Annotated in this window: 19 protein-coding genes; 7 read left to right on the forward strand and 12 right to left on the reverse strand. The window is 62.6% G+C overall.

Annotated elements, in window-relative coordinates:
* Positions 1–229: 229 nt before the first annotated feature.
* The 6 genes from pqqA to K1567_RS00085 all read left to right on the forward strand — a co-directional run bounded on the left by pqqA (position 230) and on the right by K1567_RS00085 (position 7,463).
* Positions 230–301: a pyrroloquinoline quinone precursor peptide PqqA gene (pqqA, locus tag K1567_RS00060; protein ID WP_010209364.1), complete on the forward strand. Its 72-nt coding sequence runs from the start codon at positions 230–232 to the stop codon at positions 299–301.
* 128 nt (positions 302–429) lie between these two features.
* Positions 430–1,593, forward strand: a complete 1,164-nt coding sequence (ercA, locus tag K1567_RS00065; protein ID WP_034098911.1) for an alcohol dehydrogenase-like regulatory protein ErcA — start codon at positions 430–432, stop codon at positions 1,591–1,593.
* Positions 1,577–2,947: a hybrid sensor histidine kinase/response regulator gene (locus tag K1567_RS00070; protein ID WP_034098910.1), complete on the forward strand. Its 1,371-nt coding sequence runs from the start codon at positions 1,577–1,579 to the stop codon at positions 2,945–2,947. Before ercA ends, K1567_RS00070 begins: the two co-directional genes overlap by 17 nt.
* Before the next feature lie 76 nt (positions 2,948–3,023).
* Positions 3,024–4,487, forward strand: a complete 1,464-nt coding sequence (locus K1567_RS00075; protein ID WP_220697983.1) for a DASS family sodium-coupled anion symporter — start codon at positions 3,024–3,026, stop codon at positions 4,485–4,487.
* Positions 4,488–4,674: 187 nt separating this feature from the next.
* The gene (locus K1567_RS00080) at positions 4,675–6,321 is read left to right on the forward strand and encodes an MFS transporter (RefSeq protein WP_220697984.1); all 1,647 of its coding nucleotides are present in this window, start codon (positions 4,675–4,677) and stop codon (positions 6,319–6,321) included.
* The gene (locus K1567_RS00085) at positions 6,318–7,463 is read left to right on the forward strand and encodes an HlyD family secretion protein (RefSeq protein ID WP_034098904.1); all 1,146 of its coding nucleotides are present in this window, start codon (positions 6,318–6,320) and stop codon (positions 7,461–7,463) included. The genes K1567_RS00080 and K1567_RS00085 overlap by 4 nt, the downstream gene beginning before the upstream one ends.
* A gap of 78 nt (positions 7,464–7,541) precedes the next feature.
* On the opposite strand, the gene K1567_RS00090 is transcribed toward K1567_RS00085, so the two are convergent.
* The 9 genes from K1567_RS00090 to copC all read right to left on the reverse strand — a co-directional run bounded on the left by K1567_RS00090 (position 7,542) and on the right by copC (position 16,032).
* Complete coding sequence (locus K1567_RS00090; RefSeq protein ID WP_169868498.1) at positions 7,542–8,435, reverse strand: aldose 1-epimerase; 894 nt, start codon at positions 8,433–8,435, stop codon at positions 7,542–7,544.
* Positions 8,435–9,715 (reverse strand): TRAP transporter large permease, encoded by a 1,281-nt coding sequence (locus K1567_RS00095; RefSeq protein WP_034098900.1) that lies wholly within the window; start codon positions 9,713–9,715, stop codon positions 8,435–8,437. The genes K1567_RS00090 and K1567_RS00095 overlap by 1 nt, the downstream gene beginning before the upstream one ends.
* A 1-nt stretch (position 9,716) precedes the next feature.
* Positions 9,717–10,244: a TRAP transporter small permease gene (locus tag K1567_RS00100; RefSeq protein ID WP_047882674.1), complete on the reverse strand. Its 528-nt coding sequence runs from the start codon at positions 10,242–10,244 to the stop codon at positions 9,717–9,719.
* 64 nt (positions 10,245–10,308) lie between these two features.
* A complete protein-coding gene (locus K1567_RS00105) occupies positions 10,309–11,280 on the reverse strand; it encodes a TRAP transporter substrate-binding protein (protein WP_034098896.1) in 972 nt (323 codons plus the stop codon).
* 50 nt (positions 11,281–11,330) lie between these two features.
* Positions 11,331–12,206: an SMP-30/gluconolactonase/LRE family protein gene (locus K1567_RS00110; protein ID WP_034115385.1), complete on the reverse strand. Its 876-nt coding sequence runs from the start codon at positions 12,204–12,206 to the stop codon at positions 11,331–11,333.
* A gap of 30 nt (positions 12,207–12,236) precedes the next feature.
* On the reverse strand, positions 12,237–13,055 hold the full coding sequence (locus tag K1567_RS00115; protein ID WP_034098892.1) for an NAD(P)-dependent oxidoreductase: 819 nt from the start codon (positions 13,053–13,055) through the stop codon (positions 12,237–12,239).
* Between the two features lie 194 nt (positions 13,056–13,249).
* Complete coding sequence (locus K1567_RS00120) at positions 13,250–14,512, reverse strand: OprD family porin (protein ID WP_040268786.1); 1,263 nt, start codon at positions 14,510–14,512, stop codon at positions 13,250–13,252.
* A 293-nt stretch (positions 14,513–14,805) separates the two neighbouring features.
* On the reverse strand, positions 14,806–15,663 hold the full coding sequence (copD, locus tag K1567_RS00125) for a copper homeostasis membrane protein CopD (protein ID WP_220697985.1): 858 nt from the start codon (positions 15,661–15,663) through the stop codon (positions 14,806–14,808).
* A 3-nt stretch (positions 15,664–15,666) separates the two neighbouring features.
* Positions 15,667–16,032, reverse strand: coding sequence for a copper homeostasis periplasmic binding protein CopC (gene copC, locus K1567_RS00130; protein WP_047882677.1), 366 nt, complete (start codon positions 16,030–16,032; stop codon positions 15,667–15,669).
* A 116-nt stretch (positions 16,033–16,148) separates the two neighbouring features.
* Here copC and K1567_RS00135 point away from each other — a divergent pair, with 116 nt between their 5' ends.
* Complete coding sequence (locus K1567_RS00135) at positions 16,149–16,769, forward strand: TetR/AcrR family transcriptional regulator (protein ID WP_034098883.1); 621 nt, start codon at positions 16,149–16,151, stop codon at positions 16,767–16,769.
* 120 nt (positions 16,770–16,889) lie between these two features.
* Here K1567_RS00135 and preA read toward each other — a convergent pair whose 3' ends face one another.
* From preA to hydA, 3 genes are all read right to left on the reverse strand, one after another.
* Complete coding sequence (gene preA / locus K1567_RS00140; protein WP_034098881.1) at positions 16,890–18,164, reverse strand: NAD-dependent dihydropyrimidine dehydrogenase subunit PreA; 1,275 nt, start codon at positions 18,162–18,164, stop codon at positions 16,890–16,892.
* The gene (locus tag K1567_RS00145) at positions 18,164–19,531 is read right to left on the reverse strand and encodes an NAD(P)-dependent oxidoreductase (RefSeq protein ID WP_034098879.1); all 1,368 of its coding nucleotides are present in this window, start codon (positions 19,529–19,531) and stop codon (positions 18,164–18,166) included. Before K1567_RS00145 ends, preA begins: the two co-directional genes overlap by 1 nt.
* Positions 19,532–19,677: 146 nt before the next feature.
* Positions 19,678–21,117: a dihydropyrimidinase gene (gene hydA, locus K1567_RS00150; RefSeq protein ID WP_034098877.1), complete on the reverse strand. Its 1,440-nt coding sequence runs from the start codon at positions 21,115–21,117 to the stop codon at positions 19,678–19,680.
* Between the last annotated feature and the right edge of the window lie 105 nt (positions 21,118–21,222).

Below are 21,222 nucleotides of genomic sequence, written 5' to 3' on the forward strand. Positions count from 1 at the left end.
AATGCGATCCAGTGTGGGAGGGGGCTTGCCCCCGATAGCGGTGGGTCAGTGGCATAAATGTTGACTGACCCACAGCCATCGGGGGCAAGCCCCCTCCCACAGTTTTGTTCCCTGTACATTCGCGACTAATGCAGTGCGGCATTTACTTCGAAAGTAGCATTCGCCCCCCCAACCCCCCATGTATTAATGCCTTTACCGGAATCTTCCGGCACAACAAGAGGACTCTCCCATGTGGACCAAACCCGCCTTCACCGACCTGCGTATCGGCTTTGAAGTGACCATGTACTTCGCCAGCCGTTGATTCAACAGCCGGCCAGCCCAGTGCTGGCCGGTGCGCTATTGGGAATGACCCTTTGGTCTGATTGCAAACGCCTGCGGATCGGTTAGTGTGGAGCGCATCTTCCAAAAATAATAAGAACAGGCTTTCCAATGAGCCCAAACCTGAGCCTCCTGCGTAAATTCGTCTCGCCTGAAATCATCTTCGGTGCCGGTTGCCGGCATAACGTCGGCAACTACGCCAAAACCTTCGGTGCGCGCAAGGTGCTGGTGGTCAGCGACCCCGGTGTGATCGCCGCCGGCTGGGTCGCCGATGTGGAAGCCAGCCTGCAGGCCATCGGCATTGACTACTGCCTGTACAGCGCCGTATCGCCCAACCCGCGCGTGGAGGAGGTGATGCTCGGCGCCGAGGTGTACCGGGAAAACCATTGCGACGTGATCGTCGCCATCGGCGGCGGCAGCCCCATGGACTGCGGCAAGGCCATCGGCATCGTGGTGGCCCACGGGCGCAGCATTCTGGACTTCGAAGGCGTGGACACCATCCGCGTGCCCAGCCCACCGCTGATCCTGATCCCCACTACCGCCGGGACCTCGGCGGATGTGTCGCAGTTCGTGATCATTTCCAACCAGCAGGAACGCATGAAGTTCTCCATCGTCAGCAAGGCGGTGGTGCCGGATGTGTCGCTGATCGACCCGGAAACCACCGCCAGCATGGACCCGTTCCTGTCCGCCTGCACCGGCATCGACGCCTTGGTGCATGCCATCGAGGCGTTCGTTTCCACCGGTCATGGCCCGCTCACCGACCCCCATGCCCTGGAGGCCATGCGGTTGATCAACGGCAACCTGGTGCAGATGATCGCCAACCCCACGGACATTGCCCTGCGCGAGAAGATCATGCTCGGCAGCATGCAGGCCGGCCTGGCGTTTTCCAATGCGATCCTTGGCGCGGTGCATGCCATGTCCCATAGCCTCGGCGGTTTTCTCGATCTGCCCCATGGCCTGTGCAACGCGGTGCTGGTCGAGCATGTGGTGGCGTTCAACTACAACTCGGCGCCGGAGCGCTTCAAGGTGATTGCCGAGACCTTCGGCATCGACTGCCGGGGCCTGAACCATCGGCAGATCTGTGGGCGCCTGGTGGAACACCTGATTGCCCTGAAACACGCCATTGGCTTCCATGAAACCCTCGGTTTGCATGGCGTGCGCGTGGCGGATATTCCGTTCCTGTCCCAGCATGCGATGCACGACCCGTGCATCCTCACCAACCCGCGCGAGTCGAGCCAGCGTGACGTCGAGGTCGTGTATGGCGAAGCTCTCTGACGACCAGCAGCGCGCCCTCGCCGGGTTGCTCGGGCTGGGCGACCAGTCGGCGCGCAAGAGCCACTACCCCGAATTGACGGCACGCCTGGACGAACTGGAAGCCGAGCGTCGGCGCTATATCCGCCTCAACGATGAACTGGAACAGCGCGTGGCCGCGCGCACCGATGAATTGCTGGAGGCCAACCGCAACCTGCAACAGCAGATCGCCCAGCGTGAACAGGTGGAACGGCAACTGCGCGATGCCCGCGACGCCGCCGAGGCCGCCAACCGCAGCAAGGACAAATACCTCGCCGCCGCCAGTCACGACCTGCTGCAACCGCTGAACGCCGCGCGCCTGTTGATCGCCACCCTGCGCGAGCGGGCGTTGCCCAGTGTCGAGCAGGTGCTGGTGGAGCGGACCCATCAGGCCCTGGAAGGCGCCGAGGACTTACTCACGGATCTGCTCGATATCTCGCGGCTCGACCAGGCGGCGGTCAAGCCGGACGCGGCGGTGTATCGCCTGGAGGAACTGTTCGCACCGTTGATCTCGGAGTTTCAGTCGGTGGCCCAGGCGGCCGGGTTGAACCTGCGTGCGCGCACCGGGGGGTATGCGATCCATACGGACCTGCGTTTGCTGACGCGGATCTTGCGCAACTTCCTGAGCAACGCCTGCCGCTACACCGACGAAGGCTGCATCCTGCTCGGCGCCCGCCGTCGTGGCGATCGTCTGCGCTTGGAGGTGTGGGACACCGGGCGCGGGATCGCCGCCGACCGGCTGGAGGCGATCTTCCTGGAGTTCAACCAGCTCGATGTCGGCCGCGCGTCGGAACGCAAAGGTGTGGGCTTGGGGCTGGCGATTGTCGAACGCATCGCCGAGATTCTCGGCTACCCGGTGGCGGTGCGTTCCTGGCCGGGGCGCGGTTCGATGTTCAGCATCGAGGTGCCCATCAGCGCAGAGATGCCACCCGCGATCAGCCAGTTACCGACCCTGCCCACCACCGGTAACCCATTGCCGGGGCGGCGTTTGCTGGTGATCGACAATGAGATCAGCATCCTCGACAGCATGCGCGCGCTGCTGGGCCAATGGGGTTGCGACGTGGTCACCGCCACCGACCAGGCCGGCGCATTGCAGGCGCTGCAGGGCAGGGCGCCGGAGTTGATTCTGGCGGACTACCACCTCGACCACGGGGTGGTGGGCTGCCTGGTGGTCAAGCAGTTGCGCGAGCATTTCGGTCACAAGATCCCCGCCGTGATCATCACCGCCGACCGCACCGACCAATGCCGCCGTGCGTTGCGCCGGCTGGATGCACCGTTGCTGAACAAACCGGTCAAGCCCGGAAAGTTGCGCGCGGTACTCAGTCAATTGCTGGCCTAGAAGCTTGATACCTGTCAACACGTTGCAGCGGGCGTTACGGCAAGCTAAGGCCTGATCTAGAGGCCTGGAGTACGCCATGACCGCTGCACCTTTCAAATTGCCCCTGGGCCTGGTGATCGCCGTGTTGGCGATGGCCGGCGTGCTGCTGTTGCCGCTGCCCGCCGACCTGCCGGTGGCCGGGCAGCGCATGCTGGCGATCCTGGTGTTTGCCGTGGTGGTGTGGATCACCGAGGCGGTGTCCTATGAGGCCAGCGCGATCATGATCACCTCGCTCATGGCCTTTCTGCTCGGCACGGCACCCTCGCTGCAAGACCCCACGCACCTGATCGGCTCCAGCCCAGCCATCAGCATGGCGCTCACCGGCTTCGCCAACCCGGCGCTGGCGCTGGTGGCAGGGGCGCTGTTTATCGCGGCGGCCATGACCCATACCGGCCTGGATCGGCGCATCGCCCTGGTGACGCTAAGCCGTATCGCCCCCAGCACTCGGCGCATCCTGCTGGGGGCGATCGCGGTGACGATCCTGCTCAGCCTGGTGGTGCCCAGCGCCACGGCGCGCAGTGCGTGTGTGGTGCCGATCATGATGGGGGTGATCGCCGCGTTCGGCGTGGACAAGCGCTCGAATATCGCCGCCGGGATCATGATCGTGGTGGCCCAGGGCACCAGCATCTGGAACGTCGGCATCCAGACCGCTGCGGCGCAGAACCTGCTGACCGTCGGCTTTATGGACAAGATGCTCGGCCAGCGCGTGTCGTGGCTCGACTGGCTGATCGCTGGCGCGCCGTGGGCGCTGATCATGTCGGCGGTATTGCTGTTTCTGGTGCTCAAGCTGCTGCCGCCGGAAACCGACAGCATCCCCGGCGGCAAGGAAGCCGTGGCCCAGTCCCTGGTGGACATCGGCCCCATGACCGGCCCGCAGAAACGCTTGCTGGCGGTGTCGGTGCTGCTGCTGTTGGCGTGGGCCACGGAAGGGCGCCTGCATCCTTTCGACACCACCTCGACCACCTACGCCGGGTTGGTGTTCCTGTTGTTGCCGGGCATCGGTGTGATGACCTGGAAAGACGTGCAATCGCGCATTCCGTGGGGCACGGTGATCGTGTTCGGCGTGGGCATCAGCCTGGGTACGGCGCTGCTGACCACCCAGGCCGGGCAGTGGCTGGGTGCTGCGGTGGTGGCCCACACAGGCTTGGACCAGGTCGGACCGCTGGGGGTGTTTGCGATCCTTGGCGCGTTCCTGATCCTGATCCACCTGGGCTTTGCCAGCGCCACCGCATTGACCTCGGCGCTATTGCCGATCCTGATTGCGGTGCTGCAAACCCTGCCCGGCGAATTCAGCCGCTTGGGCATGACCCTGTTGCTGGGGTTTGTGATGAGCTACGGGTTTATCCTGCCGATCAACGCGCCGCAGAACATGGTGTGCCTGGGCACCGGCACATTTACCGCGCGCCAGTTTGCCAAGGTGGGGATTCTGGTGACGTTGATCGGGTATGGGCTGATGTTGGTGTTGGCGGCGACTTACTGGAGTTGGCTCGGTTGGATTTGATCTGGAGCCTGCCTCCAGATGCACTTGAGATCCAATGTGGGGGGAGGGCTTGCCCCTCCCACTTTCTGACCCTACCCGCTTCAGACCTCCATTCCACCCCAAGATGGCAAGATGAACTCCGCTCAGGTTTACTGTTCTCTGAGTAGAGGTATTACCGACGCCCCCGTCGGGTCATCTAGGTCATTGAATGGACAAATACACCCCCCGCGCCTGGCAACCCCACGAACGCCCGAGCCTGCCCGGTTCGCCGTCGACGCCCTGGCACCCGACCTATAAGCGCTGGCTGTTCGCGATGGTCGGTGTGCTGGTGGCGATCACCGGCGGGCTGGGCAATTCGTTGGTGATCGCCAACCTGCAATACCTGCAAGGCGCGCTCGGTGCGACCACCGCGGAAATGGCCTGGCTGCCCGCCGCCTACGTAATGACCAACGTGTGCATGAACCTGCTGCTGGTGAAGTTTCGCCAGCAGTTCGGTTTGCGGGCCTTCACCGAAGTGTTTCTGGTGCTGTATGCGCTGGTGACGTTCGGCCACCTGTTCGTCAACGACCTCAACTCGGCCATCGCCGTGCGCGCGGCCCATGGCATGGTGGGCGCGGCCCTCAGTTCGTTGGGCTTGTATTACATGATCCAGGCGTTCCCGGCCAAATGGCGCTTGAAGGCGCTGGTGCTGGGGTTGGGCACCGCGCAATTGGCGCTGCCGCTGGCGCGCTTGTTCTCCGAGGATCTGCTGCAGATCGCCGAATGGCGCGGCCTGTACCTGTTCGAATTGGGCCTGGCGCTGATCTGCCTGGGTTGTGTGTTCCTGCTCAAGCTGCCGCCCGGTGACCGTTTCAAGACCTTTGAAAAACTCGATTTCCTCACCTTCGCCATTCTTTCCAGCGGTGTGGCGCTGCTGTGTGCGGTGCTGTCCCTGGGGCGTATCGACTGGTGGCTGGAAGCGCCGTGGATTGGCATCGCCTCGGCCTGCTCCCTGGTGCTGATCATGGCTGGCCTGGCCATCGAACATAACCGCGCCAACCCGTTGCTGATGACGCGTTGGCTGGGCAGCGGCGTGATGATTCGCCTGGCGCTGGCGGTGATCCTGATTCGTATGGTGCTGTCCGAGCAGTCCACCGGCGCGGTGGGTTTTATGCAGATGCTCAATATGAGCTACGAGCAGATGCACACGCTTTACGTGGTGATGCTGGCCGGGGCGATCAGCGGGCTGGCGATCAGTGCGTTGACCATCAACCCCGCGCACCTGTTGATGCCGCTGGTGATCTCCCTGGCGCTGATGGCCACCGGGTCGGTGATGGACAGCTTGTCCAGCAACCTGACCCGGCCGCAGAACCTGTATGTCAGCCAGTTCCTGCTAGGCTTCGGCGGTACGTTCTTTCTGGGGCCGACCATGGTACTGGGCACCAAAAACGTGCTGACCAACCCGCGCAACCTGGTGAGTTTTTCGGTGATGTTCGGCATTTGCCAGAACCTCGGCGGGCTGATTGGCGCGGCGTTGCTCGGCACTTTCCAGGTGGTGCGCGAGAAGTTTCACTCCAGCATGATCGTCGAACACCTGACCCTGCTCGACCCCCGCGTGGCCGCGCGGGTGCAGAGCGGCGGTTCGGCCTACGGCGGGCTGGTGGCCGACCCGGAATTGCGCAACCTCATGGGCATTCGCAGCCTGGCCACGGCGGCCACCCGTGAAGCGAATGTGATGGCCTACAACGATGTGTTTATGCTGATTGCGATCATCGCGATCCTGACCATGCTGTGGATTTTTACCCGCAGCCTATGGCTGATGACGACCACCCAAGCGGCTACTCCTCCCGTTCAACCCAGCGGCGTTACTTCATGACCGAACCCTCGACCACGACCACCACCGCCATTGCTTCAACCCCGGAGGGCAGCACGCCGCCGGGTGCCGTGCCCACCGAGCTGCGCCCATTGCGGGTGCGCATCCTGTCCTCCCTGGGCTTTGCCGCGATTGCCATCGTCGGCGTGTTGATCGTGCTGTATGCCTGGCAATTGCCGCCGTTCAGCAGCGCGGTGGAAACCACCGAAAATGCCCTGGTGCGCGGTCAGGTGACGATTATCGGCCCGCAGCTCAGCGGCTATGTGTTCGAGGTGCCGGTGCAGGACTTCCAGTACGTCAAGGCCGGCGACCTGCTGGTGCGCCTGGATGACCGCATCTACAAGCAGCGCCTCGACCAGGCGCTGGCGCAACTGGCGGTGCAGAAGGCCGCGCTGGCCAATGTGGTGCAGCAACGCAACAGCGCCGAAGCCACGATCAAACTGCGTCAGGCAGCCTTGGCGGACAGCCAGGCCCAGGCGCGCAAAAGCACCGCCGACCTGCGGCGTAACCAGGAACTGATCAGCGATGGCTCGGTGTCCAAGCGCGAGCTTGACGTGACCCGCGCGGCGAATGCCCAGACCCAGGCGGCGGTCGCTCAGGCCCAGGCCAGCCTGGAAATCGCCCGGCAGGATTTGCAGACGGTGATCGTCAATCGCGGCTCCCTGGAGGCCGCCGTGGCCAGTGCCGACGCGGCGGTGGAACTGGCGCGGATCGACCTGTCCAATACCCGCATCACCGCGCCCCGTGACGGCCAATTGGGCCAAATCGGCGTGCGCCTCGGCGCCTACGTCAACTCCGGCGCGCAACTGATGGCGCTGGTGCCGAAGCAGTTGTGGGTGATCGCCAATATGAAAGAAACCCAGATGGACAATGTGCAGGTCGGCCAGCCAGTGACCTTTACCGTGGATGCGCTGAACCATCGCAAGTTTCACGGCACGGTGCAGCATATTTCCCCGGCCACCGGTTCCGAGTTCAGCCTGTTGCAGGCCGACAATGCCACCGGCAATTTTGTGAAGATTGCCCAGCGCGTGCCGGTGCGGATTACGGTGGACCCGGATCAGGCCGAGAGCGAACGCTTAAGGCCAGGGTTGTCGGTTGTCGTGAGTATCGACACGGCAGGGCGGCTCAAAAACAGCCCGCCCTGAAGGGGCTTGACCACTTGTGGAGCGGCGGTGCGACGATTCGACTTGCCCCCGTGCAGGGGTTCAATCACAGCATCTATGTCACTGGTTTGCCGCCATCGGGGGCAAGCCCCCTCCCACAATGGGGACATATTTCAGGCTGAAATCGAGTTGAGTTGATTGGCCTTGTTCCAGCAGCTTCAGGCCCGGCCTGCCCGGCAGGTGATGGGCATTCACCGGATGGCTCACCGGCTCTATGCAAAAGAATCCCAGCCCCGGTGGGCAGTACAGCAGGAAGTAATCGGCCCCCCTGGCCTGGCCTTCCAATACATAGCCCAGCTCCGGCTGTTCGATCCGGCAAGCCCCGTCCCACTGGCAAAAACCGTTGTCCACCTGACGCTCGGGCAGCTCATTGAGCTGCCGGAAATCCCAGTCCGCCGGTATCGATGCCAACCCCGTCGGCAGCTTGGACGCATCACTCAGCCAAACCTGCGCGGCCCTGGCCTGCAACCGCGTGCCTGGTCGGCGCGGAAAATAGGGATGTAAGCCCAAGCCGTGCCATGCCGGCTCCTCGGCCAAATGGGTGACGCGCAACGCAAGACTCAGCGTGCCCTCATGCAAGCGCACGCGCTGCTCGGCGCGATAAGCGAAGGGCGTGTCGCACTCCACCGCCAGCAGCACCTCATCCGCTGCCTGGCTCACCACCTGCCACGCCTGCTGCCAGGCAGAGCCGTGGATCGGCAGCGGGTCGGTCAGGCTGTTGGGCTTGAGCGCCAGCCAACCCAGGGGATTGTCGAAGCCGCCGTGAGCAATGCGATTGGACCACGGCGCCAACGGATAGCAGCCCAGCTTGCCCGGCAGGCCGGTCGCAATGGCCTGCTCGTCGTTATGACGCAACAGCGGCTGGCCGGTGGCGCGCACGCGCCAATTGACGAGGCTGCCGCCCACCGCTGGATTCAAGCTGAGGTGGGTCAACGCATCTTCAAGCTCAATCATCACAGCACCACGCTCGGCAGCCACAGCGACAGCGCCGGGATGTAGGTCACGGCCATCAGGATCAGAAACAGCACGGCATAGAAGGGCACCAGCGCTTTTACGGTTTTTTCGATGCTCACCTTGCCCACCGCTGCCCCGACGAACAGCACCGCGCCCACCGGCGGCGTAATCAGGCCGATGCCGAGGTTGACCAGCATAATCATGCCGAAGTGCACCGGGTCGACACCGATGCCGAGCACCACCGGCAGCAGGATCGGCGTGAGGATCAGGATCAGTGGCGCCATGTCCATCACCGTGCCGAGCAACAGCAGCATGATGTTGATGCACATCAGGATCACATAGCGGTTGTCCGACAGGGTCAGGAACAGCGTGGTGATCTTCGCCGGGATCTGCATCAGGGTCATGATGTAGCCGAAGCTGGCGGCAAACGCGATCAGGATCATCACGATGGAAATGGTGCGCACCGTGCGGTGCATCAGCTTGGGCAGCTCGCTCCATTTGTAGTCGCGGTAGATGAACATGGTGACGAAGAATGCCCACAGCACCGCAATCGCGGCCGACTCGGTGGCGGTGAAGATGCCCGAGAGGATACCGCCCAGGATGATCACCATGGCCATCAGGCCCCAGAGCGCGTCGGCGGCGATTTTCAGCGCCTGCTTGAGGGGGATGACTTCGCCCTTGGGGTAGTCGCGCTTCTTGGCGAAGATCAGGCACAGCACCATCAGACATGCGCTCATCAGCAGGCCGGGGACCACGCCGGCCATGAACAATGAGGCGATCGACACCGTGCCGCCGGCCGCCAGGGAGTAGAGCACCGAGTTGTGGCTGGGCGGCGTCAGCAGCGCCTGCACCGAGCCGCTGACGGTAACGGCGGTGGCGAACTCGCGGGGGTAGCCGCGACGTTCCATTTCGGGGATCAGCACCGAGCCCACCGAGGCGGTGTCGGCCACCGACGAACCGGAGATGGCGCCGAAGAAGGTCGAGGCCATGATGTTCACCAGCGACAGGCCGCCGCGCACGAAGCCCACCAGTACCCCGGCGAACGCCACCAGCCGCCGCGACATGCCGCCCTCGGCCATGATTGCCCCGGCGAGCACGAAGAACGGGATCGCCATTAGCGAAAACTTGTTCACGCCGCCGGCCACCTGAATCATCAGGGCCTGGAACGGAATGTCGATCCACCACGCGCCGATCAACGCTGACAGCCCCAGGGCGTAGGCCACCGGCATGCCGATCAGGATCAAGGCGATAAAGCTGCCCAACAGAATCAATGCGTCCATATCAGGCAGCCCCTTCGCTTTCTTCCACCAGGTCGAAGCGCACCACGCGCCGGTTGCTCTGGTCACCGAGCAGGAGTTTTTCCACTACGAATATCAGCGTGAGCAGCCCGCCGATGGGGATCGGCATATAGGTGATGCCCACGCGCAGGGTGGGGATGGCGCTCATGAATTGGTTCCAGGTCGACACGCACAGCTTGGCGCCCCAGACCGTCATAAACAGGCAAATACTGCCCATCAGCAGTTGCGTAAAAATACCGACGAGGCGGCGTTGGGCGGGAGGCAGGCGGTCGGTGATCATCGCCACCGACATATGGGCGCCGGCGCGGTAGCTGGCGGCGGCGCCGATGAAGGTGAAGACCAGCATCAGCAGAATGGCGGTGGGCTCCGGCCAGCTGGAGCCGGTGCCGAGGACGTAGCGGGCGAAGATGCCCCAGGGAATGATCAGCGCGACCCCGAGTACCGCGAGGCCGGCGACCCAGATGCAGGTCATGTAAATGCGGTCGTTGATGCGCAGCAGTGAATTCTTCATGGCGTTCACCGTAACCGGGCGCGTCGATGTCGACCGCGCCGGGCCTTGTCAGGGAAGGGGAGGGTTACTGAACGGCGTCGATGCGCTTGATGATGTCGGCGTAGGCCGCGCCGTATTTCGCGCGAATCGGCGCGGTGGCGTCATAGAAGGGTTTTTTGTCGACGGTGATGAATTCCACGCCGGCGGCTTTGAGCTTTTCCTCGCTGCTGGCGGACTTTTTGTCCCACAGCACACGCTCATCGGCCTGGGCGGCCTTGGCGGCGTTTTTCACCATCGCCTGTTGCTCAGGGGTGAGCTTGTTCCAGGTGATTTTCGACATCACGATGGGCTCGGGCAGGATCAGGTGCTCGGTGAGGGTGTAGTACTTGGCGTTCTGGAAGTGGTTGTGTTCCAGCAGGGTCGGCGGGTTGTTTTCGGCGCCGTCGATCACCCCGGTCTGCAGGGCACTGAAGATCTCGCCGGTGTCCATGGCGATGCCGTTGGCGCCCATGGCATTGAAAGCATCGATGAACAGCGGGTTGCCCTGCACGCGGATCTTCATGCCCTTGAGGTCTTCGATCTTGCGCACCGGTTTCTTGGTGTAGAGGTTGCGCGTGCCGCCGTCCATCCAGGCCAGGGCCACCAGGCCGAACTCGGAGTCGGTGATTTTGGCGAGGATCTCATCGCCGATTTCGCCATCGATGACCTTGCGCATATGCGCCTGGTCGCGGAACACGAATGGCAGGTTGAACACGTTCACGTCCGGCACCACCGGGCCGACGATGCCGAGGCTGACGCGGGTCATCTGCACGGCGCCGACCTGGGCCTGTTCGACCACCTCTTTTTCCGAACCCAGCACGCCGCCGGGGAAGTACTTGAAGGTCAGTTCGCCGTTGCTTTGCTGGGTCAGGGCCTTGCCCATGTTTTGTTCGGCGACCACGGTGGGGTAGCCGGCGGGGTGAACGTCGGCGAACTTGATTTCCAGCGCGTGGGCGGCGCTGCTGAGAAGAACGCTGAGGGGAAGTGCAGCGGCCAGCAAGGTGCGTTTGAAGTCCATGGGGGTCACTCCTGTCTTGTTATTGTTGTATTCAAGGCACAGCGATGCAGCTAGAGGGCGAAGGTGGGCTCCGGCAATCCGGTGACGCCGGGGTTGAGGGCGAACACGCCGCCGGCGATCGACTGGGGGCCCTGGTCATCACGGATCGAGGTGACGAACAAAGTGTCCAGGCGGCTGCCGCCAAAGGCGCACATGGTGGGTTTTTTCACCGGCACGCTCAGGGAGCGGTCCAGGCGACCTTCGGGGGTGAAACGGTGGATCAGACCGGCGTCGTTGGCGCAGATCCAGTAGCAGCCATCGGCATCCACCGCTGCGCCATCCGGACGGCCGAGGTGGTTGTGCATGTCCACAAATACTCGGCGGTTGGACGGCGTGCCGCTGTCGACGTCGTAATCAAAGGCCCAGATCTGTTGCACCAATGGGTGCGAATCCGAGACGTACATCGTGCGCCCGTCCGGGCTGAACGCCAGGCCGTTAAGGGTGATGAAACCGTCCAGTTGGGCATGGGCCGCGCCGTCACCGGTGTAGCGGAAAAGAATGCCTGCGGCGGCGTTCGCACCCATGTCGAGCACCATGCTGCCGGCCCAGAAACGTCCCTGGCGATCGCAGCGGCCGTCGTTCATGCGCATGTCCGGGCGTGGGTGCTCGACGCCGGCCAGCAGTTGGGTATCTAGATGCCCACCGGCCTGGGGGGTGAGTTGGAAAAAACCGCTCTCCATACCCGCGACCCAGCTGCCGGTTTCGGTGCGCGCAATGCAGGCCAGCATGGTGTTGGCATTCCAACGCTGCACTTCACCGCTCTGGGCGCTCCAGCGTTGCAGGCCGCCGTGGGGGATATCGACCCAGTACAGCGCGTTTTCCTCCGGCACCCATACCGGGCATTCACCCACGGCATTGCGGGCGTCGACGATTAATTCAGCAGTCATGGCCACTCATTCCCTTGGATTGGTAAACGCTCAGTCGCCAAACGGCCCAGCCGCGCAGAATGCGCCGCCCTGGAAGACCTTGGCCGGGTCGTTGTCGGCCACCGGTGGCTGGGCTTCGACCTGGGCGCGGAACACTTCGGAGTTGTCTTTGGGCACGAAGCCCAAGTGCGCGGCGTAGCGGTTGTCCCACCAGGTGTCGAGGTTGTCCGACATACCGTAGACCACGGTGTGGCCGACGTTGGGCGTGTACAGGGCGCGTTCGAGCAATTGGGTCAGGTCATCGAAGCTCAGCCAGGTGTGCATCATCCGGCGGTTCTGCGGCTCGGGGAACGAGGAGCCGATGCGGATGCTGACGGTTTCGATGCCGTAGCGATCAAAGTAAAAACTCGCCATGTCTTCGCCGTAGGACTTGGACAGGCCGTAGTAGCTGTCCGGGCGGCGCGGGGAGTGGGCGTCGATTTTTTCGTCTTGCTTGTAGAAACCGATCACATGGTTGGAGCTGGCGAAGATCACCCGTTTGACGCCATGGCGACGGGCGGCTTCGTAGATATGAAAAACCCCGCAGATATTCGCGCCGAGGACCTCCTCGAACGGACGCTCCACCGACACGCCGCCAAAATGCAGAATCGCGTCGACGCCTTCAACCAGGTGATGCACGGCCTGTTTGTCGGAAAGGTCGCAGAGCTGCACTTCTTCTTGGGCGTTGGCGGCGGGGGCCATTTCGGCAATGTCCGATAGGCGCAGCACCTGAGCGTAGGGGCGAAGGCGTTCGCGCAGGACTTTGCCCAGGCCGCCGGCGGCACCGGTAAGCAGCAGGCGATGGAAGGGAGCTGGGGTGGTGGTGGTCATGGGCATTCCAGATTTTTGTTGTAAGTTGTCGTATGACTATGTCGAAGTATTGTTAGGGAGTCCCTGGTTGTCAACGTCGATTCGGCTCGCCCCGATAGCGGTGGGTCAGCAAAGGCAGTATCGGCTGACCCGCGTCATCGGGGGCAAGCCCCCTACCACATGGGGTGGGCGTTAGTGTTCAGGTTCGGCAACCTTTAGAGCAACGAGATCGGGTAGCTGATGAATATCCGGTTCTCATCGAACTCGTTGGTGCTGAAATCCCGACGCATCGTGGAGTTGCGCCATTTCACGTTGAGGTTCTTCAGTGCGCCGCTTTGCACGGTGTAGGCCAGTTCCGATTCGCGGCCCCATTCCTTGCCGTCAGTGATCGTTCCGGTGTGCACGTTGCTGCCGCTGATATAGCGGTTCATCAAGGTCAGGCCGGGTACGCCGAGCACCGCGAAGTTGAAGTCGTGACGCAGTTGCCAGGATTTTTCCTTGGCGTTGTCATAGCTGGAGTTGTAGCTGTCGTTGGCCAGGGTGCCGCCGCTGGTGCCGTTGACGCGCATCCACACGCTGTCGCCGCTGAGTTTCTGCAGGCCCACGTAGAACGTGTTGCCGCCGTACTTGGCCGAGAGCAGGGCAAACGCGGTTTTGTTATCCAGGTCGCCGGCCAGGGCGCTGCCGTCTTCCTTGCCGTTGAAAAAACCGAGGTTGGCGCCCAGGGTCCAGTCGCCCAGCGGTTGGCTGTGGATGAGGTTGACGTATTGCTGTTGGTAGATATCGCTCAGTTCGGCGTACCACAGGCCGACTTGGGTGCGTTTGTCATTAAAGGTGTATTCGCCGCCGCCGAAGTTGAAGCGGTCCGACTTGAACGCGGTTTTGCCGTTCATGAACATGTCTTCCATGCTCGCGTCGTTGCGTGGGCTGTTGCCGCGAAATTGCCCGCCGTAGAGGGTCAGGCCGGCGATTTCATTGGAGGTGACCTGGCCACCGCGGAAGGTTTGCGGCAGTGAGCGACCATCGTCGGAGCGCAGGATCGGCAGCACCGGCATCCATTCGCCGACTTTCAATTCGGTCTTCGACAGTTTGGTTTTCAGCGCTACGCCCAAGCGCCCGAAGTTGTCGGCGGGGCGACCGTCGTCGTGGATCGGCAGCAACTGGGTGCCGCCGGTGCCTTTGCCGCCGTCGAGCTTCTGCGAATACAGGCCCAGCACATCGATCCCGAAACCCACCGTGCCTTGGGTGTAGCCGGACTTGGCGTCCAGAATGAAGTTCTGCGTCCACTCTTCAGCCTTGCCCTGGGCGTTGCCCGGGTTGGTGAAGTTACGGTTGAAATAGGCGTTGCGCAGGTTGAGCGTGGCCTTGGCGTCGTCGACAAAGCCATCGGCATGCGCGGCGAAGGGTAGGGTGATGCTCAGGCTGCCGAGGCCGACAAGGCCCAGACGTACGCAGGAATTGCGGGCGAATTGACTCACAGTGACGCTCCCTTTCTTTTGTTGTTTTTATTATTTGTTATACGTCGTCGTACAACATTGGGGCGAATATTTGCGGGGTTTTCCTGGAGTGTCAAGCAGAAGTTATACGATGACCAAGGTACGCAAGGTCAATGTGGAAGGGGGCGGCACGGGTATCAGTGAAAACATCCCTTGAGACTCCTTGTGGTGAGCGGGCCTGCTCAGCACAGAGTTATGTGTCAGCCTCTAAGACCTGTGTAGAAACCTATGGCTATCGCAGGCAAGTCGAATCGTCGCACCGCCCCTCCCGCATTTCAGCTAGCCAGGACCATCGGCGGTAAGGTGCCCAGCACCGAAACGGCCCCTACGGCACAAACACCGAGCAGCCACTCCAGCATCACGCTGCCTTTCAAACCGGCCAACTGCTGTTCGCCGCTATCCAGACGCAGCCGGTTCAGCAGTGCCAAGCACAACATACCCAGCACCAGCATCACCTTGATCAATAGAATCAGCGCAAACCCACTGACCAATGGCGTTGGCCACAGTTGCCCGGTGAGCACACGCACGTTGATCAACCCGCTCACCAGCAAACCGGCGACCAGCCCATAGCCGACGCCGCTGAAACGCCTGAGGATCGGCTCCAGCCGGTGACGCTGCGCTTGCCTGAGGATCAGCACCAGCAACAGCAACCCACCCAGCCAGGCGCCGACGCACAACAGATGCACCACTTGGTTGAGGATCAGCAGGCGCCCGCTCAGGCCGTCCAGCATGGCGCCATGGCCCACCGGGGCCAGGGTGGCCAGTAACAGCGCGAGCAGCGGCAGGCGCAGCGCCGGCCAGGGTTTGATCAGGGCGATCACCAGCAGCAGGTTCAGCAGCAGATGCCAGACCCACACCTGGCCGAAGAACGTCTTGCCCAGCACCAGGCCCACGGTACCGGGCTGCAGTGCGGCGTCCCAACTGCCGGCCATGCTTGCGGTAATCAGCAGCAACCAAGCCACGCCGGATACCAGCGCCGTCCAGGCCAGCCCACGGGTGAGGCGCAGCAACGTGCGTTCCAAGGCCGGCTGCGTGTCTTTGCCCAGCAGCCAGGGCCTGAAGGCACAAGCGCCGAACATCAGCAACACCACCATAAAATGCACGAAGCGGCACAGCACCAGCAGGGTGGCCATGGGTTATTGGCCGACCTTGAAGCGATAAGTGCCTTCGCTTTTGTGGGTGTCGACGGAGACGGCATGCCACTCGACGGTGTAAGTGCCGGCCGCCAGCGGCGCGGCCGGTGTGACCACCAGGATTTTTTTATTGGCGTCCGGGGTTTCTAAGCCTTTGATGGCGACTTCAGTACCGTCCTTGCTCAGCGAAACCTTGCTGAACGTGGCCTCGACGCCTTCGCTGAACGTCAGCCGCAGGTCTTTGGGGGCGGTGACGGTGCTGTCCTCTGCCGGGTTGGCGCTTTTCAGGTGGGCGTGGGCAAATGCTGCCGAAGCCCCCAGCAGGGAAGCGAGCAGTGCGACAGCAGTCAGGGCTTTCTTGATCAACATGTTGCAATACCCAATCAAAGAGAGAAGCGCGCAGTGTACGAAGTTTCGAATGCGCCTGTCGCCGCGATCTAGAGCCGATGGTAGTCTTTAGGCCATGTTGTTGTCAGGGAGCCCTTATGGGCAATCACAAGAGTGGCATTCGCCGGGCAAACGTCGAAAAGATCCTGCTGGCGGCGGAGAAAATCTTCGCCGAGAAAGGCTATGGCAGCACCGCCATGGCCGACATCGCCGAAGAAGCGCAACTGCCGCGCTCCAACCTGCATTACTACTTCACCACTAAAAGCGAGCTGTACAGCGCTGTGCTGTTCGACCTGCTGGACGTGTGGAAACAGGACGCCCTTAGCTTTGAAACCTTTGACGACCCACGGGTGGTGCTAAGCAGCTACATCCGCGCCAAGATGCAGCGCTCGCGTACACGGCCGTACGGTTCGAAAGTCTGGGCCAACGAAATCATCCACGGCGCGCCGACCCTGGGTGAGGCGCTGGACGAAAGCCTGTACGACTGGGCCAAGATGAAAGAGGCGAAAATTCGCCAGTGGGTGGAAGACAAACGCATCTTGCCGGTGGAACCATCGAGCCTGTTGTACATGATCTGGGCTTCCACCCAGCACTACGCCGACTTCGATCACCAAGTGACGATTCTGAATGATCACCAGCCGTTGTCGGACAGGCAATTCGAGAAGGCGATTCAGACGGTGACCGGTGTGATATTGCGGGGGATTGGGTTGGAGCCTTGAGTATCGTGGTGGGGCTTGGGGCCTCATCGGGGGCAAGCCCCCTCCCACACTTGACCGCATTCATTCAGACAAACTCGGTCGAATGTGGGAGGGGGCTTGCCCCCGATTAGGCCAGAAGGGCTACACCGCCTCCCTGTACGGATTCCTCGGATCCTGCGTCCAATTCAAAAATGGCTTGCCCGTGTCGATGGGCACCATCTCAATGCAATCGGCCACCGGGCAGGTGATCTGGCACAGGTTGCAGCCCACGCACTCATCATCGATCACTTCGTATTTATGCGTGCCGTCCGCTTGTTTCAGGCTGGCGATGGCCTGGTGCGAGGTGTCTTCGCAAGCGATGTGGCAGCGCCCGCAGCCAATGCACGCCGCTTGATCGATCTTGGCGATGACTTGGTAGTTGATGTCCAGGTACTTCCAGTCCGTGGTATTGCCCACCGCGCGCCCGGAAAAATCCTGCAGGCTTGTGTAGCCTTGGCTGTCCATCCAGCGCGACAACCCGTCCTTCATCTCTTCGACGATGCGAAACCCATGCAGCATCGCCGCCGTGCACACCTGCACCGCGCCGCAGCCCAGGGCCACGAACTCGGCGGCGTCGCGCCAGGTGCCGATGCCGCCGATGCCGCAGATTGGCAAGCCTTGGGTCTGCGGATCGCGGGCAATTTCGGCGACCATGTTCAGGGCGATCGGCTTGACCGCCGAGCCGCAGTACCCGCCGTGGGTGCTCTGGGTGCCGACGGTCGGCAGGGCAACCATGTGCTCCAGGTCGACGCTGGTGATGGAGTTGATGGTGTTGATCAGCGACACCGCATCCGCCCCGCCGCGATACGCCGCCCGTGCCGCCACGCGGATGTCGGTGATATTCGGCGTGAGCTTGACGATCACCGGCAACGAGCAATAGGTCTTGCACCAGCGTGTCACCTGTTCCACATATTCCGGCACCTGGCCCACCGCCGCGCCCATGCCGCGTTCGGGCATGCCATGGGGGCAACCGAAATTCAGCTCGATACCGTCGCAGCCGGTGGCTTCCACCAACGGCAGGATGTTTTTCCACGACGCTTCCACGCAGGGCACCATCAACGACACGATCAGCGCGCGGTCGGGCCAATCCTTTTTCACCTGGGTGATTTCCCGCAGGTTGATTTCCAGGGAGCGGTCGGTGATCAGCTCGATATTGTTGATGCCCAGCACTTCGCGGTTGGCGCCAAAGTGGGCCGAGTAGCGGGACGACACGTTGACCGCCGCCGGGTCCTCGCCCAGGGTTTTCCATACCACACCGCCCCAGCCCGCTTCGAACGCGCGGACCACGTTGTAGGCTTTGTCGGTGGGCGGCGCGGAGGCCAGCCAGAATGGGTTGGGGGCTTTGATACCGGCGAACACAATCGAGAGATCGGCCATTACGCAGCCTCCACATTCAGCATGAGTTGAGCGTGCATGGCCTCGGCGGCCAGCTTGCCATGTTGCACCGCCTGCACGGTGAGGTCCTGACCAAGGCTGACGCAGTCGCCGCCGGCATACACCCCGGGAATACTGGTACGCAGGTGCTCGTCGACGAAGATTCGCTCGCCCACCCGGTGCAGTTGTTGAGCCAACGGATCGTGTAGCGCGTCGCCGTCGAAGCCTTGGCCGATGGCTTTGAAGATTGCATCGGCGGCCAGCTCGAACGTCTCGCCGGTAGGTTGCAAGCGGCCGTCGTGCATGTGGGTGCGGGCAAAGCGCATCCCCCGCACACGGCCTTGGTCGTCCAGCAACACTTCTTCGGGCATGGCCCAGGTCAACAGGCGCACCTGGTTGGCCTTGGCGATGTCCTGCTCGTGGCCGGTGGCGCCCATGTCCGCCAGGCCACGGCGGTATACCAGGTTGACGTCGCGGGCGCCGAGGCGGGCCATTTGCACGGCCATGTCGATAGCGGTGTTGCCGGCGCCGAGCACGATGCAGCGGTCGGCCACGGGCAGTTGGGTGAGGTCTTGGGCCTGGCGCAATTCGCGGATGTAATCGGTGGCGGCGAGCAGGCCGGGGGCATCCTCGTGGGGCAGGCCCAGCTGCTTGCTGGCGGCCAGGCCGAGGCCGAGGAATACCGCGTCGAACTGCTGGTGCAGCTCGCTCAGGGTCAGGTTGGCCCCCAGGCGCTGGCCGTGGCGGATCTCGATGCCGCCGATTTGCAGGAGAAAATCCAGTTCCTTCTGGGCGAAGTCGTCCACCAGTTTGTACTTGGCGATCCCATATTCATTCAGGCCGCCGGCCTTTTCCCGCGCTTCGAAAATCACCACATCGTGCCCGTGCATGGCGCTGCGATGAGCACAGGCCAAACCGGCCGGCCCGGCGCCGACCACGGCGATACGTTTACCGCTGGGCGCGGCGCGCTGGAAGGGGTGTTCGCTGAAGTGGGCGTTGTCCACCGCATAGCGCTGCAACAGGCCGATCAACACCGGTGCGCATTCTTCGGCGTTGTTACGGACACAGGCTTGCTGGCACAGGATCTCGGTGGGGCAGACCCGCGCGCAGCTACCGCCGAGGATGTTGGCCGAAAGGATCTTCTGCGCGGCGCCCTGCACGTTATCGGTGTGGATATTACGGATGAACGACGGAATATCGATCTCGCTGGGGCACGCGTTCACGCACGGCGCGTCGTAGCAATACAGGCAGCGCGAGGCTTCCAGGTGGGCCTGGCGCGCATTGAGCGGCGGCGCCAGGTCGGTGAAATGGCTGGCGAGGGTCGCGCCATCCTCAACGGGGTGGGGGAGGTGGGTCAGGGTCTGGATCACGGTGGTGGCCTCACGGTTTTTTTTGGATTGCCTCTAAGTGGGCATTTTTTGTTGCTTGTACTGGCCTTATCGGGGGCAAGCCCCCTCCCACAATTTGATTGTGAATACATTCAAGTGTGGGAGGGGGGTTGCCCCCGATAAAGGTCTCAGCGCTTCACAGCAATTGGCCTGGAATGCTCAGCCCGCTTGCTCAACTGCTCGAACACCGCCGGATACGCCGGCCGCTCCACATAGCGCCCGGCACCGCGCTCGGCGCGCAGGTCGCCATCGGCCCAGACCAACTTGCCCTGGCTGATGGTGTGGCTCGGCACACCGCGCACGGTCTTGCCTTCGAAGATGTTGAAGTCGACCTGTTGGTGGTGAGTCTTGGCGGAAATAGTGCGCGTGCCCTGTGGGTCCCACAGCACCAGATCGGCGTCGGCGCCCACGCGGATCGCGCCTTTGCGGGGGTAGAGGTTGAAGATCTTCGCGGTGTTGGTGGAGGTCAGCGCAACAAACTCCTGCATGGACAGGCGCCCGGTATTGACCCCTTCATCCCACAGCAGCGCCATGCGGTCTTCGATCCCGGCGGTGCCGTTGGGGATCTTGCTGAAGTCGTCGCGCCCGGCGGCTTTTTGCTCGGCGCAGAAGCAGCAGTGGTCGGTGGCGGTGGTGTGCAGGTTGCCGGATTGCAGACCGTGCCAAAGCGCCTCTTGATGCCCGCGTGGACGGAACGGCGGGCTCATCACGTAGCCGGCGGCGGTCTGCCAGTCGGGGTGCTGGTAGACGCTGTCGTCCAGCAACAGATGACCGGCAAGGACTTCGCCATAGACCGGCTGGCCCTTGCCACGGGCGTAGGTGATCTCATCCAGGGCTTCCCGGGTGGACACATGCACCAGGTACAACGGTGTGCCGATGGTTTCGGCGATACGGATCGCCCGGCTGGCCGCTTCGCCTTCCACCTGGGACGGCCTAGACAGCGGGTGCGCTTCCGGCCCGGTGATGCCCTGGGCCATCAGTTTGCGTTGCAGGTGATACACCAGCTCGCCGTTCTCCGCATGCACGGTGGGGACCGCGCCCAGTTCCAGGCAGCGTTCGAAGCTGGCGACCAGGGTGTCGTCGGCCGCCATGATCGCGTTCTTGTAGGCCATGAAGTGCTTGAAGCTGTTGATGCCGTGGTGGCTGACCAGCTCGGCCATTTCCTCGCGCACCTGTTCGCTCCACCAGGTGATCGCGACATGGAAGCCGTAGTCGGCCGCCGATTTTTCCGCCCAGCCACGCCACTGGTGGAAGGCCTCCAGCAACGACTGCTGCGGGTTGGGAATCACGAAGTCGATGATAGACGTGGTGCCACCGGCCAAACCCGCCGCCGTGCCGCTGAAAAAATCTTCGCTGGCTACAGTGCCCATGAAGGGCAGTTGCATATGGGTGTGGGGGTCGATACCGCCGGGCATCAAGTATTGGCCGCTGCCGTCGAGCACTTCGGTGCCGGCGGGGACGTCCAAGTTAGAGCCAATGGCGCGAATTAGACCGCCTGCGCATAAAACATCGGCGCGGTAACTTTCATCATGGGTAATAACGGTGGCGCCACGGATCAACAGCGACATGTCGAGTTCCTCACAGGCTTGACCGGCTTGTGCCAGTTCTAAGTGTTGTAATGCTACGTGCCGAGGTCAGGTGTTATTCCTGACAGCGGTGACAGGAATAGAAAC

The sequence above is a fragment of the Pseudomonas sp. S5F11 genome (genome assembly GCF_019641515.1).
Lineage (GTDB): Bacteria > Pseudomonadota > Gammaproteobacteria > Pseudomonadales > Pseudomonadaceae > Aquipseudomonas > Aquipseudomonas rhodesiae.